Here is a 14739-nt window from a genome sequence, read left to right as displayed (position 1 = left end):
AGCGATAGCCAAGGAGTGCGCGTGACGGGTACGGAGTTCCTGGACGTGGCCGGCGGGCGGCTGGCGTACGAGGTCATCGGGCCGCAGGACGGGCCCCTGGTGGTGTGCGCGCACGGCATGGGCGACACCCGCAGGGTGTTCCGGTTCCTGGCGCCGCGACTGGCGGAGGCGGGCTACCGGGTCGCCACGGTCGACGTGCGCGGCCACGGGGAGTCCAGCACGGGCTGGCCCGACCACAGCCCCCGGTCGATCGGCGCCGACCTGCTGGCCCTGGTCCGCCACCTGGGCGGCCCCGCCGTCCTCGTCGGCAGCTCCTCCAGCGCCGGGGCGGTGGCGTGGACCACGGCGACCGCCGCCGAGGGCGAGGTGCGCGCCGTGGCCATGCTGGCGCCCTTCGTCGGGCAGCCACAGCTCAGCCTGATGCTGCGGCTGGTGAAGGGTCTCGTCCTGGCCAGCCCGCTCCTGTGGGGGATGTACTACCGCTCGCTCTATCCCACGGCCAGGCCCGCCGACTTCCCCGGCTACCTGCGCGAGCTGAAGGCCACGCTGCGCGAGCCCGGCAGGATGGCCGCCGTCTCCGGGGTGGTCGCCCCCGCCGAGGGCCACTGGACCGACTGCGCCCCCCGCATGACCTGCCCCGTGCTGATCGTCATGGGGTCGAAGGATCCCGACTTCCCCGACCCCGCCGCGGAGGCCCGCCTGGCCGAGGAGGTGCTGAGGCCGTACGCCGCCACGGCCGAGGTCGCGATGATCGAGGGCGCCGGCCACTACCCGCACGCCGAGCTGCCCGGGGCCACCTTCACCGCCCTGGAGGGCTTCCTGGCCGGAGCGGTCCGTGCCTAGGGCGGGCCTGACCTCGGGCGCGGTGGTGGACGCGGCACTGGCCCTGATCGACGAGGAGGGGCCGGGCGCGCTGACGCTGGCCGCGGTGGCCGCTCGCACCGGGGTGGCCGCCCCCTCGCTCTACAAGCACGTGCGCGGCCTGCCCGAGCTGCGCAAGCTCGTCGGCCTGCGCGTGATGGACGACATGGCGGTGCGGCTCGGCACCGCGGCGATGGGAAAGAGCCGTGACGAGGCGACGGCGGCCCTGATGCGCGCCTGGCGGAGCTACGTGGTCGACTTCCCCCACCGCTACGCGGTCTTCCCCGACAACCCGCTGCTCGATCCCGACCTGGTCGGCACGGCGACCCGCCTGCTGGAGGTGATCCTCGCCGTGCTGCGCGGCTACGGGCTGGAGGGGACTCGGGCGCTCCACGCCACCCGCTGCGTCCGCGCGGCCGTGCACGGTTTCGCCTCCCTGGAGGCGGCCGGCGGGTTCGGCCCGGACGAGGACCTGAACACCAGCTACGAGATGCTGATCGCCATGGTCGTCTCGGGCCTGCCCCGCGCGCCCGCGTCCTGAAGGGGCGGGCGAGAGGGCCGGCCGGACGGCACGCTCAGGCCTCCCGGAACCGGCGTGCTCGGCTTCCCGGAAGTCCCGGAACCCCTCAGGCCTCCCGGAAGCGAATGTCGCGGGACGTCGCCGCCGGGGCGACGAAGTCGAGCATGCGCGCCCCCTCCACCTCCAGATCCGCCCGCTCCCCCTCGCTCACCGGCGCGAAGAGCTCGACCTCCAGGATCGCCTCGCCCCGTTTCACCGTCACCTTCCACATGCCCCGCACGAAGCCGTCGACCAGCACCGTCGCCTTGATGATGCCGTTGACGGTGAAGATCCGCCCCCGGTACTCCTCCTCCGCGATCCGGGTCCTGGTCCGCTGGGCGAACGACAGCAGCATGTTGTCGAACTCCGACAGGTAACGCACCGGGGCGGGAGTCCCGGGGGCGGGGCGCGACGCCTCCGGCAGGTCGAACAGCTCCGCGCCGTCCTCGGTCACGAAGACCCGGAGGCCCATCTCGCGGACGATCTCCCCCAGGCGGGTCATGCCCGACCACTGCTGGACGTCCATCACCGTGGCGGGACCGTAGGCGGCGAGATAGCGGCGGATCGCCTCCTCGGCCAGGACGCCGCCGGGCCGCTGGTCCTGGGACCGGCCCAGCCATGCCTCCGCGGTGGTGTGGGCGGCCTGCCCGCCCACACCCCAGATCCCCCTCGGCGGGACCTGGACCAGCGCCAGCGTGTTGCGCACCCCGGCGACCAGGTCGGTGGCCGGAGCCTGTGGCCACCGCTCACGCAGCAGCGCGCCGAGCTCGCGGAAGGTCAGGGGGCGCTCCTCCACCAGCTTCCGCCCCACGGCGGCGAGCTCGTCCAGGTCCACGTCCGCCAGGCCCCTGCCGTGCGCCGTCCCCCGCAGGCCCCGTACCAGCGTCGGCCCCAGCAGCGGGCGCAGCGCCAGGCAGTCGTCGGCGGTGACCAGATGGATGGTGGAGCGCATCAGCGACAGCCGCACCACCAGGCGCTCGTTGATCAGCCGGGCGAGATCGTCGGCGGCGAACCCGGACAGGCGGGCCCACAGCCCGATGTAGGGAGGGTTCGGCGCCTGGGCCTGCATGCCGTACAGGTGGCGGACCGCCTCCAGCGCCGGCAGGTCCGCGCGGGCCAGCAGCAGCTGCCGTTCCAGGGTGGCCCGGTTGAGCGCGCGCCTGCTGAGCACCTCGGGCATGCGTGTCCTCTCGTGGGCGAGCCACGACGGCGCGGCATGGCCGCGCGACATGGCCTGGCCGGCGACACCGTGATGCCGCTTCCGGGTCCGCGCCAGAATAGCGGCGCCCCCGCGTGATCGGAATCAGAGAGTCGGCGGCACCCACACGTACGGCGTCGTCGTGGTGACCGCCTCCAGGCCCAGCCTGGCGAGGATCGGGCGGCCGGCGTCGGAGGCGTCCACCTGCACCAGGCGGAAACCCCGCGCCACCGCCAGCTCCGCCCGGTACGACACCATCGCCCGGTAGACGCCCCTGCCCCGCCACTCCTTCAGGGTCGAGCCGCCCCACAGCGAGGCGAAGTCGGTGCCCTCGTGGAAGCGCACCCACGCCGCGCACACCACCTGCCCGTCCGCCTCGGCGATCACCACCGCGCACGGGTCCCCGGGACCGGCGAGGTCACGCTCCAGCATGCCGGGCAGCCAGCCGTGGTCCGCGTCCCAGACCGTCTCCTCCAGCTCACGGATACGCTCCAGGTCCTCCCGCCCCGCCGCCTCGCGCAGCCGCACCCCGGCGGGCGCCGCCTTGGCACCGGCCAGCTCACCGGCCTCGCCGACGAACACCGTCTCCCGCTCCTGCGGCTCGAACCCGGCCGCCACGAGCCGCTCGGGCAGGTCGGCGGGCAGGTCGTAGCCGTGGTACTTCCACTCGACCTCGCGCCCGACCCGGGTGAAGAAGTCTCGCTGGCGCGCGATGAAGGCATCCAGCTCGGCGCCCTCCAGACCACCCAGGTCCCGATATGTCAGGAAACCCTGGCCGTGGCCGTTCGACACGGTCCTCAGCAGCGGCCCGATCCGCTCGGCCGTACGGCCCGGCATCGGCCTGGCCCGGAGCTGCTCGTCATATGCCGCGAGGTAGGCGGAAGCCCGCGATGAGATGTCCATTGCGAACAGCCAATCACACACTCATCGCCTCCGACATGGCGTTATGGACCTAGACACGACCCGGAGCCTCTCGTCCCGCCCCACTGCCTTTACAACGTAGATTCACTGGCGGCCGACGGGGTCAGCGCGGTGCGCGTGCCGGCCGCCCCCGCCTCACCCGCCCCCCGCCGAGCCCGCGGGAGACCCCACCGGCCCCGTCCCGGCTCCCCGGCACGCCGTGGAGCCCCGCCGCACCACGTGCCGGCCGCTCCGGCAGGCCCGTCGCGCTCGTCCCGGGCGGCGGGTCCGCCCGGCACCATGACGGGGATCTGATTCCGACACGTTCCACCGGGCGCGCCGTAACTGTCGGTGGCGACCCCTACTATGAGCCACCTCAAGGAGGGATAGCCGCTCATGGTTGACGCGCTGAGGGTTTCGCTGCTGGTCACGACCGATCTGCCGCCCGACACCGACCTGAAGGAGTTCGGGCGGTTGCTGGTCGACTCCGTGCTCACGCTCCAGCGGGGCGAGGTGACGTATCCCGCGCTCCTGCGCGGCGGGGTGTTCTGGCTGGACCGGCCGCTGCCGCCGTCCGACGACGGGCTTCCCCGCGCGGCGGCCGAGGAGTTGCGGTTCGCGGCGCTGCTGGGTCACCTGTCGGCCGCTCACCCACCGGGCTCGGCGAAGGAGACGGTCGCCGACGCGTGCCGGGCGATCACCGCCGCCGTCGCCGCCCGGTACGGCGACCTGGGCAGCCCGCCCGCCGTGATGGCGATCCGCGGCGAGGACGTGCGGGAGCGCACCCCCCGGTCGGCCATCGCGGTGGGATCGGAGACGGCGGAGCCGCTGCCCGAGACGAAGCCGCTGCCCGAGACGGAGTCCCCGCCCGAGGCGGTGCCGTCCCTGGGCGCACCCGCCTGAACGCCCGGGACGGGGTCCTTCCGGCCCCACCCCGGCGGGCTGTTAGCTTCCCGTCCGTGGACGTGAACATCCGGTACGGGCGGGTCGAGGATGTCGAGGCGCTGCTGGCCTTCTGGCTGGTGGCCGCCGAGGGGACCGACAGGAACGACGATCCGGCCAAGGTGGTCGCGCTGATCGAACGGGACCCCGAGGCCGTCCTCATCGCCGAGATCGGCGGGAAGACGGCCGGCACGCTGATCGCGGGCTGGGACGGCTGGCGAGCCCATCTCTACCGGCTGGCCGTGGATCCCGCTCTCCGGAGGCGAGGAGTGGCGACCGCGCTGATCCGGGCGGCCGAGGAGCGCTTCGCGGCGTTCGGCGCGTTCCGGGTCGACGCTATGGTGCTGCACGACAACGAGCAGGCCCATCACGCCTGGGGCGCCGCGGGCTACGCGCCGCAGCCCCAGTGGTCCCGCTGGGTCAAGCCGCTGGGGTGATTCCCAGGGGGACGGGTCCGCGACCACGGGTCCGGCGGCCCCCGGGATGCGTCGGACCCCCCGGATCCGGCCTCGCCCCCGCACGCCAGGTCCGGCCCCGCCCTCGTCGCCCTCGTCGCCCTCGTCGCTCCCGTCGCTCCTCTCGTGCCGGGCCCGGCGGACCCGCCGGGCCGACCGGCCACGGTCCCGGCCACGGTCCCGGCCACGGTCCCGGCCACGGCCACGGCCACGGTCCCGGCCACGGCTCTGGCCACGGCTCTGGCCCGCGGTTCTCCGAGACCGTCGCCGAGGGCTGTGACCTGCGGATCTCCGGGTCAGACGGCCCCACAGGACACGCCGGTGACCTCAAATCGGAATAACCAGCGGCAGACGTCCGTTAGAGTGATCGTGCCGATGTGGTTTGTGTCCCCCGGGCCGCAAATTACCGCCTTCACGGAATACCGTTCGGCTGGAGCCGTGTTGTGCCTCTCGCCGAGGAGGCGACCGCCACATCGGCACCAAACGTCACGCCCCGTGAGCCCTCCCGGCCCGCGGGGCGTTTCTTTTCCTCCGTGACCGGTGGGGGGTTTTCACCGGATTCACCCTGGAAAAGAGCGGTGGCGATGGAGGAGGGCTACAAACCTGGGCGCTCCGCTTGTGCGGGTGCGTACAACCGTCGGCCGCCAGGCCACCACCTAGTGTTGGGTCACCCGTCTCATGAGGAGAGCCCGTGCTCTATCGCCTGACCAAAATCGTCGGCGGCCCGGTCCTGCACCTGCTCTGGCCGACCTCGGTCACCGGGCACGAGCACGTTCCCGTCATGGGTCCGGCCATCATGGCCTCCAACCACCTGTCGATCCTCGACTCGACCTTCCTGCCCCTGGTGCTCAAGCGCCAGGTGCGCTTCGTCGCCAAGTCCGAGTACTTCACCGGTAATCCCGTCACCGCGATGTGGATGCGCGCCACCGGCCAGATCAGCATCGACCGGCAGAGCCCCACCTCGGCCCAGGACATGCTCGACGCGGCGGCGGAGGTGCTCAAGAAAGGCGAGCTGTTCGGCATCTACCCGGAAGGCACCCGCTCCCCCGACGGGCGCCTCTACCGGGGCAAGGTGGGCGTCGCCTGGCTGGCCCTGGCCACCGGCGCCCCGGTGCTCCCGGTGGCGATGGAGGGCACCGGCGAGGTGCTGCCGATCGGCGCCGCGAGGCCCAGGCTCGGCCGGGTGAACGTACGCATCGGCAAGCCGATGACCTTCACCGGCTCGGAGACGAGCGCGCGTGACCGGCGCAGGGTGACCGACGAGATCATGTTCGCGATCCAGGAGCTGTCCGGCCAGGAGTACGTGACGAGCTACGCACCCAGTCGCACACAGGCCAAGTAACCATTTGTCGGCATATGTCGCGTTGGTCACGCTAGGCTGCGGCCCTGGGGAAGAGAAAACTGGGGGATCGGGTGGCACGGGGCAAGACGATCGCGATCACATCGGCAGCCGTCGTGCTGGTGGCGGGGGCCGCCGGCGGCGGCGCCTGGTGGTACCTGCACACCAGGGGAACCCCTCAGGAGACCGCGGAGCGGTTCGTCGGCGCCTGGCAGAGCGGCAACCTGGCGGGCATGCGCGCCGAGCTCGGAACGCCGGACCCGGCGTTCGCCAAGGCGTACGACGGCATGCGCAAGGCCCTCGCGGTGGAGAGCACGACGGTACGCCTCGACGGGGTGCGCGAGACCGGGGACGGCACGGGACAGGCCTCCTACACCGCCACGCTGAAGCTCAAGGACGTCGGCGAGTGGAGTTACTCCGGCAACGTCGACCTCGCGGTCGTCGACCGGCACTGGCGGGTCAAGTGGTCGCCCAAGGCCGTCCACCCCGACCTGACCGCGACCACCGCCTTCGCGCTGAGGACGAAGTGGCCCGAACGGGCCGCGATCACCTCGGCGGACGGCGACCGCATCGACGGCTCTGACGTGGGCGGCTCGGTGCAGCAGCTCGTCGGTTACCTGGAGAAGGCCACGGCGAAAAGCGTCGCGAAGCTGGGCGTCCCCTACAAGGTGGGTGACGCGGTCGGCGCGAGCGGACTGCAGCACACCTTCCAGGAGCGCCTGGCCGGCACCCCGGACACCGAGATCGAACTCGTCGGCCCGGACAAGAAGACGGTCAAGACGCTCGGCACGGTCGAGGGCAAGAGCGGCGAGCCCCTGGAGACCACCCTGGACATGCGGGTCCAGCGGGCCGCGGTCGAGGCCGTCCGCGACCTGAAGAAGACCGCCGCCCTGGTCGCGATCAGGCCCTCGTCCGGCGAGATCCTCGCGGTGGTGAACAACCAGGGCGGCTTCAACCGGGCCCTGGACGGCAACTACCCGCCCGGCTCGACCTTCAAGGCGGTCACCGCCGTAGGGCTGCTCGCCGAGGGGATGAACCCCGGCGATCGGGTCACCTGCCCCAAGAACGTCACGGTCGGCGGCCTGCCGATCCGCAACTCCGAGCACGCCGCCTACGGCTCGGTGTCGCTGTCGGACTCGTTCGCCTACTCCTGCAACACCACCTTCGCCCCGCTGACCAAGGAGCGGCTGGGCGCCGACAAGCTGCTGAGCACCGCCGAGCTGTTCGGTTTCAACAAGCCGCTCGACATCGGTGTCGCGGCCGCCAAGGGCAGCTTTCCCAGGGCCGAGAGCGACGCGGAACTGGCCGCGGAGTCGTTCGGCCAAGGACGGATCACCGCCAGCCCGCTGATGATGGCCTCGGTCGCCGCCGCGCTGGCCGACGGCACCTGGCGCCCGCCGACCCTGGTCCCCTCGATCAAGCAGGAGACGCAGCCGCAGGCCCTCCCCGAGACCGTCATACCGAACATGCACCGGATGATGTCCGCGGTCGTCACCAAGGGCACCGCCGAGGACGCGGGCCTGCCGCAGGGAACCCGGGGCAAGACCGGGACCGCCGAGTACGGTGAGCAGGACGATCTGAAGACCCACGCCTGGTTCATCGGCTTCCGCGGCGAGGTGGCCTTCGCGGTGATCGTCGAGGAGGGCTCGGGCGGCGGCTCGGTCGCCGCCCCGGTGGCCGCCGACTTCCTGCGCGCTCTCGGCTGACGATGCTCCTGGCTGACGGTGCTCCCAGCCGGCGACGTTGCCGGCTGACGGCGTTCTCCTCGAGACGGCGTTTCTTCCCAGGTCGGCGTTCCCGGCCGGCGGCGCCCTTCCCGGGAGGGCGGGGATTCCTTCCCGGGTGACCCGTGGCGACGGGAGCCTGCGGGACCGGCGCCGGAGCCCTCTCCCCTCACCTCTAAGTTGATCATTACCTTCGAGGTATTGTCGCGCTCGCGGGGTCATGTGAAAGCCTTCACAAAGCATCCCCCTGCCGTTGGGACCGCCTCATGACGATCCTGATCACCTCATCACTCGAGTCGTTCACATCGCCCGCGTCGCCCGTGTCACCCGGATTCCAGGCGCCCGGCCTGGAGCTGTTCGACTTCCCCCCGCTGTGGGCGGGCGCGCCGTACTGGCTGACCAAACCGATCCTGATGGCCGTCCTGGCCGCGGCCCTGGTCTGCGGCGTCTGCTGGGCCGCCTTCGCCAACCCCAAGGTGGTGCCGCGCGGCCTGCAGAACGTGGTCGAGCTGGGCTACGTGTTCGTCCGCGACCACGCGGCACGCCCGTTTCTCGGCAAGGACACCGACCGGTGGATGGGCCTGCTGCTCAGCGTCTTCCTCCTGGTCTGGATCTGGAACCTGATGGGGGTGGTCCCGCCCGTCCAGATCCCCGTCTCCTCGTTCCTGGCCTTCCCCGCGGTGATCGCCGTGAGCGTCTACGTCCTGAAGATCTATCTCGGCGTCACGCGGCACGGCGTCGTCGGCTACCTCCGCGGGCTGATCCCGCCCGGGCTGCCCGTTCTGGCGTACGTGCTGGTCATCCCGCTGGAGCTGCTCTACACCTTCGTGAACTCGCTGTTCGCGCACATGCTGCGGCTGGCCGCCAACATGTTCGCGGGCCATCTCATCCTGGCGTTCTTCAGCATGGTCGGCTTCTGGTTCCTGTTCGAGGAACCCACCCTGCCGGGCGTGCCGGTCGGCGTGGCCGGCGTGCTGATGGCGATCGTCATCACGGCCCTGGAGATGTTCGTCCAGTTCCTGCAGGCGTTCCTGTTCACGCTGCTGACCGCGATGTTCATCGGCAACGCGCTCAACCCCGAGCACTGACCGGCCCGCCGTCGCCCCGCGCGACCGGGGCGACCGGCACCGGGACCCGGCACCCTCCGGCCGCTTCGGACCTCCACGCGCCCCGCACCGCGCCACCCGCCGCCGTCACCCGCACCCCGGCGATCACGGGGGGCGATCACGGTGGGGGTCGCGGGGTGACGTGGCGACCGCGATCACAGAGGGAGAGCCGCGACCGCGTCGTGACGCAGCACCATGATGAGCAGCGTGATGATCAGTGTCGCGATCAGCAGCCAGCTGAACATGATGATGACCGTCGAGCGGCGGAGACGCCTGGAGGACCGGCTCCGCCCGTTCCTCGCGCCACGCTCGCGACCGCCGCCCTCCTTGCGCTGGACACGCTCGTTGAACGACTCCAGCCGCGCGGCGAGCCGTGGGTCCTCGTCGATGAGGTGGCGCTCGATCTGCAGCAGCATGCGCTCCTCGTCTTGTGACCAGGCCATGCATCACCTCCCCGGAACGCAAGCCGTGTGCGGACGTTCTGCCCAATCATGAAGATCATTATCCTTTCCGAGGGCTTCGATTTACCTCTTCTTTTCACGGGCGCAATCCGAGCACGCGATCATGCCCTCGCGCGGGGGCCGGTGCGGCGCCGGCGGGGTGTCGGGCGATTCTCAGCCTTCTCCGCGATCTCGACATTCCACCGCCTCGGCCTCCCTTCATCGCGCCGCGCGAAGGCCGGGGCACTCTCCGTGGCACCACCTCCGCGCCCGACGGCGACGCACCGTCAAGCCCTCTTGACGTCAGGCTCGCTTGACGAAAAGATGGGGGCATGTTCACACCGGACAGCCTCGAAGGCGACTTCACGCTCCTGACCGCCGCCGCCCGCTACGACGAGCTCCGCGTGCGCGACGCCCTGGCTCCGGCGGCGGGCGACGCCACCGGCGGAGAGCACCCCGACGACGTCAACGACCCCGCCGACCCCGAAGTGCCGTCCCTCACCCGCGACGAGGTGCTGGAGCTTCTCGCGCTCGGGGAGGTGGTCGCGCGCAAGGCAGGCTACGGGCGCCAGCTCGCCGTACGGTCCGCGCGGGCCGCGGGCGCGTCGTGGTCGCAGATCGGCGCGGCCCTGGGCACGAGCAAGCAGGCCGCGTGGGAGGCGCACGGCCGGTGGATCGACGACCAGGCCGAGCAGCACCGCAACAGTGGCTACGAGGGCATGAGCGAGCGCGACGCGGCGGCCGCGCGGGCCCTCGCGGGAGATCCCGGCGGCGAGGACAGGGCGTGAGGGTGACTCTCCGGCCGCCCCGGATTCCGGACCACCTCGGCGACACCCCGCCCAGGTGATCTCCGGCCCCGGTGAGGACGCGCGGCGGCCGGGGCCGCTCTCGGCGGTCAGGGCGCGGGACTCCGGCGCGCCGACCGGCACCCGCCGGGCCCACCACGCCATCCGGTCACACTCCGTGCCCGACGCCCTACGGATCGTGGATGACTGAAGCCTGCAAAGGGTACTAAACCTCTTTGAATGCCTAATCAACGGCATCGTCCATCAAGCACAACGGGGGAAACGATGACGGACTCCAAGGACACCAAGGATTCCAAGAACAAGGCCGCGAAGGGCTCAGGGAAGAGCAAGAAGGCCGCGATCAAGGCGACACGCTCGGCGAAGGAAGCGAAGAGACAGTCCGGGCAGCCCGAGGCCAGGGTGCCGGAGACGGGGCCCGCCCACCAGGGCGCGCGTGCCGCCCAGCCGCCGAGGGCGTGAAATCATGATCGGGTGACCGGGGTGAAACCCGGTCACCCGATCATGGAGTGACACGATGCCCGCCTACCTTCGATTTCCCACCATCTTCGGCGAGATGGTCGTCTTCGCCTCCGAGGACGACCTGTGGATGGTCACCGCCGGCGGCGGGCGGGCCTTCCGGCTGACCGCAGGGGTGGCCGAGGCCGGATATCCGCGTTTCTCCCCCGACGGTGACCTGCTCGCCTTCGTCGGCCGCGAGGAGGGGCCGGAGGAGGTTTACGTGATGCCCGCCGACGGCGGCGCGGCACAGCGGGTGACCTACCACGGGGCGCGTTCCAGTGTCACCGGCTGGGACCCCCGCGGCGGCGTCGTCTACGCCAGCGACCAGGGCCAGCCCTTCGACGGGCGCACCTGGCTGCACCGGGTGGAGCCGGGCGGGGTGCCAGAGCGCCTGCCGTACGGCCCGGCCAACACCATCTCGTACGGCCCGCGGATCGTGCTCGGCCGCAACACCGCTGACCCGGCCCGCTGGAAGCGCTACCGGGGCGGCACCATGGGCGACCTGTGGATCGAGACCGGCGAGGACGGGCGGTTCCGGCGGCTCACCGCGCTGCCCGGCAACCTCGCCTCGCCCTGCTGGACCGGGGACCGGGTCTACTTCATCTCCGACCACGAGGGGGTCGGCAACGTCTACTCCTGCGACGCGGACGGCGGCGGCCTGCGCAGGCACTCCGACCACGGCGACTACTACGCCCGCAACCTGTCGGGCGACGGCCGCAGGCTCGTCTACCACGCCGGGGCCGAGCTGTACCTGGTGGAGGACGGGGAGTCGCGCCCGATCGAGGTGCGGCTGCGCAGCTCGCGCACCCAGCGCAACCGCCGTTTCGCCTCGGCCGAGGACTTCCTGGACAGCGCGACCCTCAGCCCCGACGGCGCCGGCCTGGCCGTCACCACCCACGGCAAGGCGTTCTCCTTCGCCGCCTGGGAGGGCCCGGTGCGCCAGCACGGGGCACTGTACGGGGTGCGGTACCGGCTGCTGAGCTGGCTCAACGACGGCGAGCGGCTGGTGGCGGCGGCCAGCGACGAGGGCGATCGCGAGGTGCTGACGGTGCTCACCGCCGACGGCACCACCGAGCCCGCCAGCCTCGACCACCTCGACACCGGCCGCGCCGTCGAACTGGAGGTCTCCCCCGTGGCCGACCTGGTCGCGGTGGCCAACCACCGCAACGAGCTGATCCTGGTCGACCTCGCGCCCGGCCCCGCGCCCAGCGGGATCTCCGGCCGTACGGGCGAGGAGGACCGGGCGCGGGGCCGGGTGATCGACTCCAGCAGGTTCGGCGCGATCGAGGACCTGGCCTGGTCCCCCGACGGCCGCTGGCTGGCGTACGCCTGCCGCGACACCGCGCAGACGACGGCGGTGAAGCTGTGCCGGGTCGAGACGGGCGAGACGTTCCCCGCCACCCGGCCGGTGCTGTGGGACGCCCGCCCGGCCTTCGACCCGGGCGGCGACTACCTGTACTTCATCGGCCGGCGCGTCTTCAACCCGGTCTACGACGAGCTCCACTTCGACCTTGGCTTCCCCCTGGGCTCCCGCCCCTACGCGATCGCGCTCCGCGCCGACGTCACCTCACCCTTCGTCCCCGAGCCCCGGCCGCTCGGGGACGACGACGACGGCGACGGCGGCGGCGAGAACGAGGGCGAGGGCGACGGGCCGCCCGAGGTGGTCATCGACCTGGACGGCATCGAGAACCGGGTCGTCGTCTTCCCCGTCCCCGAGGGACGCTACGACGCCATCGCCGGGATCAAGGGCAAGGCCGTCTACCTGACCTTCCCCGTCGAGGGCAGCCTGGGCGACGACTACGCCGACTCCTCCGACGGCACCCTGCACGTCTACGACTTCGCCAAGCAGAAGCAGGAGACCCTGGTCGGGGACGTGTCGGAGTTCGCGCTCGGCCGCGACGGGAGCACGCTGCTCTACCAGTCGGGCAAGCGGCTGCGGATGGTCAAGGCGGGCGAGGAGCCCGAGGACGACGACGCTCCCGGCCGTACGAGCGGGTGGGTGGACCTGTCCAGGGTGAAGGTCTCCATCCGGCCCGAGGCGGAGTGGCGGCAGATGTTCAGGGAGGCCTGGCGGCTGCAGCGGGAGAACTTCTGGACCGAGGACATGGCCGGGCTCGACTGGGACGACGTCTACCGGCGCTACCTGCCGCTGGTCGACCGGGTCACCACCCGGGGCGAGTTCTCCGACCTGCTGTGGGAGCTGCTCGGCGAGCTGGGCACCTCCCACGCCTACGAGAGCGGCGGCGCCTACCGGTCCCGGCCGCACTACCGGCAGGGCAAGCTGGGCGTCGACTGGGCCTTCGCGGACGGCGTCTACCGGATCGCGAGGATCGTCGGCGGCGACCGCTGGGATCCCGAGGCGACCTCGCCGCTCAACCGCCTCGGGGTGGACGTACGGCCGGGTGACGCGGTGCTCGCCGTGAACGGCCAGCCCGTCGGCGCGGACGCGAGCCCGGACGAGTTGCTGGTCAACCAGGCCGACCAGGAGGTCCAGCTGACGGTCCTGCGCGGGGACGAGCGGCGGACCGTCACCGTGCGGGCCATCGGCGACGAGCAGCCGGGCCGCTACCGCGACTGGGTGGAGGCCAACCGGGCCCGCTGCCACGAGCTCGGCGGCGGCCGGATCGGCTACATGCACATCCCGGACATGGGCCCCGAGGGCTACGCCGAGTTCCACCGGGGCTTCCTCGCCGAGTACGACCGCGAGGCCCTCGTGGTGGACGTCCGCTTCAACGGCGGCGGCCACGTGTCGGCGCTGCTGCTGGAGAAGCTGGCCCGGCGCCGCCTGGGCTACGACTTCCCCCGCTGGGGCGTGCCCGAGCCCTACCCCGACGAGTCGCCGCGCGGCCCGATGGTGGCCGTCACCAACGAGTGGGCCGGCTCCGACGGCGACATCTTCAGCCACACGTTCAAGCTGCTGGGCCTGGGTCCCCTGATCGGCAAGCGCACCTGGGGCGGGGTGATCGGCATCTGGCCCCGGCACCACCTGGCCGACGGCACGGTCACCACCCAGCCGGAGTTCTCCTTCGCCTTCGACGACGTGGGCTGGCGGGTGGAGAACTACGGCACCGACCCCGACATCGAGGTCGACATCACCCCGCAGGACTACGCGGCGGGGGTGGACACCCAGCTGGACCGGGCGATCGAGGCGGCCAAGGAACGCCTGGTCCTCCAGCCGCCCCACACGCCCAACGCGGCGGCCAGGCCCCGGCTCGTGGTGCCGCGCCTGCCGCCCCGCCAGTCTCCCCTCGGGTTCCCGCCCTCCTCCACGTGACCCTCCGGGGGCGCGGGACGCCTCCGGAGGGCGGGCGCACCGGGGGCGAGGTGTCATGGCCTTCTCGCGGCCCGCTCTCGGCCTTTTCACGGCTTGGCGGTCCGAGGCTCCCGGGAACGGCCTCGCCACGGTCACCGACGGTCCGGGGCCTCCGGGCGGGAACCGGCGGCGCTCTCGCCCGGTGACGCCGTGTCCGTCCGCCGCGACCGGGCTCGGGCCCCGTCGGACAGGGCGTGGCAGCGCGCGATCTCGGTCGCCGGGTAGGGGGTTGGAAGCAGCTGGTGGTTGAGCATGTATCAGGATGTGTGAGTGAACGTGAAAGAGTGGGTTAAGGCGCAGGCGTCTTCATCGACGTGCCCGCCTCCACCGACCCCTCCACCGACACCGCCGGCAAGGCCACCGGCTCCCTCCGCGGCTTCCTGCGCTCCCGAGGAGGCGTAGGTCTGTTCGCCGATCGGGGAGTCGTTGATCATGACTCCTACGGTACGTTGACGGTCGGCGACGTAGCGTGAGGGGGAGGGTTGATGCGGGTCCACCAGGCCTACCGCTATGCCCTGGACCCCACCCCCGAGCAGGCGCGCCTGCTCGCCTCCCACTGCGGCGCGTCCCGGTTCGCCTTCAACTGGGGCCTGGCCCG

15 protein-coding genes are annotated in these 14739 nt (G+C 72.0%); 11 read left to right on the top strand and 4 right to left on the bottom strand.

Annotated features, from left to right (window positions below; translation table 11 throughout):
* Positions 1-21 precede the first annotated feature (21 nt).
* Positions 22-843, top strand: coding sequence for an alpha/beta fold hydrolase (locus ACTOQ2_RS38205; RefSeq protein WP_440105994.1), 822 nt, complete (start codon positions 22-24; stop codon positions 841-843).
* Positions 836-1402 (top strand): TetR/AcrR family transcriptional regulator, encoded by a 567-nt coding sequence (locus ACTOQ2_RS38200; protein WP_440105992.1) that lies wholly within the window; start codon positions 836-838, stop codon positions 1400-1402. The genes ACTOQ2_RS38205 and ACTOQ2_RS38200 overlap by 8 nt, the downstream gene beginning before the upstream one ends.
* A gap of 85 nt (positions 1403-1487) precedes the next feature.
* Here the strand turns inward: ACTOQ2_RS38200 and ACTOQ2_RS38195 are convergent, their stop codons facing one another.
* A complete protein-coding gene (locus ACTOQ2_RS38195) occupies positions 1488-2600 on the bottom strand; it encodes a winged helix DNA-binding domain-containing protein (RefSeq protein WP_440105990.1) in 1113 nt (370 codons plus the stop codon).
* A 123-nt stretch (positions 2601-2723) separates the two neighbouring features.
* A complete protein-coding gene (locus ACTOQ2_RS38190; protein ID WP_440105988.1) occupies positions 2724-3521 on the bottom strand; it encodes a GNAT family N-acetyltransferase in 798 nt (265 codons plus the stop codon).
* A gap of 393 nt (positions 3522-3914) precedes the next feature.
* On the opposite strand from ACTOQ2_RS38190, the gene ACTOQ2_RS38185 reads away from it, so the two are divergent.
* The 5 genes from ACTOQ2_RS38185 to ACTOQ2_RS38165 all read left to right on the top strand — a co-directional run bounded on the left by ACTOQ2_RS38185 (position 3915) and on the right by ACTOQ2_RS38165 (position 9066).
* Positions 3915-4421 carry a hypothetical protein gene (locus ACTOQ2_RS38185; protein ID WP_440105986.1) on the top strand — a complete coding sequence of 169 codons (507 nt, stop codon included), beginning with the start codon at positions 3915-3917 and terminating at the stop codon, positions 4419-4421.
* A 56-nt stretch (positions 4422-4477) separates the two neighbouring features.
* Positions 4478-4897 carry a GNAT family N-acetyltransferase gene (locus tag ACTOQ2_RS38180; protein ID WP_440105984.1) on the top strand — a complete coding sequence of 140 codons (420 nt, stop codon included), beginning with the start codon at positions 4478-4480 and terminating at the stop codon, positions 4895-4897.
* A 709-nt stretch (positions 4898-5606) separates the two neighbouring features.
* Positions 5607-6257 (top strand): lysophospholipid acyltransferase family protein, encoded by a 651-nt coding sequence (locus ACTOQ2_RS38175; protein WP_440105982.1) that lies wholly within the window; start codon positions 5607-5609, stop codon positions 6255-6257.
* 71 nt (positions 6258-6328) lie between these two features.
* The gene (locus tag ACTOQ2_RS38170; RefSeq protein WP_440105980.1) at positions 6329-7960 is read left to right on the top strand and encodes a penicillin-binding transpeptidase domain-containing protein; all 1632 of its coding nucleotides are present in this window, start codon (positions 6329-6331) and stop codon (positions 7958-7960) included.
* A gap of 284 nt (positions 7961-8244) precedes the next feature.
* Entirely contained in the window at positions 8245-9066 is an 822-nt protein-coding gene (locus tag ACTOQ2_RS38165) for a F0F1 ATP synthase subunit A (RefSeq protein WP_440105978.1), read from the top strand.
* Between the two features lie 173 nt (positions 9067-9239).
* On the opposite strand, the gene ACTOQ2_RS38160 is transcribed toward ACTOQ2_RS38165, so the two are convergent.
* On the bottom strand, positions 9240-9527 hold the full coding sequence (locus ACTOQ2_RS38160) for a DUF3040 domain-containing protein (RefSeq protein ID WP_440105976.1): 288 nt from the start codon (positions 9525-9527) through the stop codon (positions 9240-9242).
* 329 nt (positions 9528-9856) lie between these two features.
* On the opposite strand from ACTOQ2_RS38160, the gene ACTOQ2_RS38155 reads away from it, so the two are divergent.
* The 3 genes from ACTOQ2_RS38155 to ACTOQ2_RS38145 all read left to right on the top strand — a co-directional run bounded on the left by ACTOQ2_RS38155 (position 9857) and on the right by ACTOQ2_RS38145 (position 14102).
* Entirely contained in the window at positions 9857-10312 is a 456-nt protein-coding gene (locus tag ACTOQ2_RS38155; protein WP_440105974.1) for a hypothetical protein, read from the top strand.
* A 282-nt stretch (positions 10313-10594) separates the two neighbouring features.
* Positions 10595-10789 carry a hypothetical protein gene (locus ACTOQ2_RS38150; RefSeq protein ID WP_440105972.1) on the top strand — a complete coding sequence of 65 codons (195 nt, stop codon included), beginning with the start codon at positions 10595-10597 and terminating at the stop codon, positions 10787-10789.
* 55 nt (positions 10790-10844) lie between these two features.
* The gene (locus ACTOQ2_RS38145) at positions 10845-14102 is read left to right on the top strand and encodes a S41 family peptidase (protein WP_440105970.1); all 3258 of its coding nucleotides are present in this window, start codon (positions 10845-10847) and stop codon (positions 14100-14102) included.
* 296 nt (positions 14103-14398) lie between these two features.
* Here ACTOQ2_RS38145 and ACTOQ2_RS38140 read toward each other — a convergent pair whose 3' ends face one another.
* Entirely contained in the window at positions 14399-14575 is a 177-nt protein-coding gene (locus ACTOQ2_RS38140; RefSeq protein WP_440105968.1) for a hypothetical protein, read from the bottom strand.
* Between the two features lie 51 nt (positions 14576-14626).
* On the opposite strand from ACTOQ2_RS38140, the gene ACTOQ2_RS38135 reads away from it, so the two are divergent.
* Positions 14627-14739: helix-turn-helix domain-containing protein (locus tag ACTOQ2_RS38135; RefSeq protein ID WP_440106059.1), on the top strand; the 113-nt coding region annotated here is incomplete at its 3' end.

The sequence above is a fragment of the Streptosporangium sp. H16 genome (genome assembly GCF_051918855.1).
Lineage (GTDB): Bacteria > Actinomycetota > Actinomycetes > Streptosporangiales > Streptosporangiaceae > Streptosporangium.
Note: the sequence above shows the minus strand (reverse complement) of the source record. Positions and strands in the feature narration are given on the sequence as shown.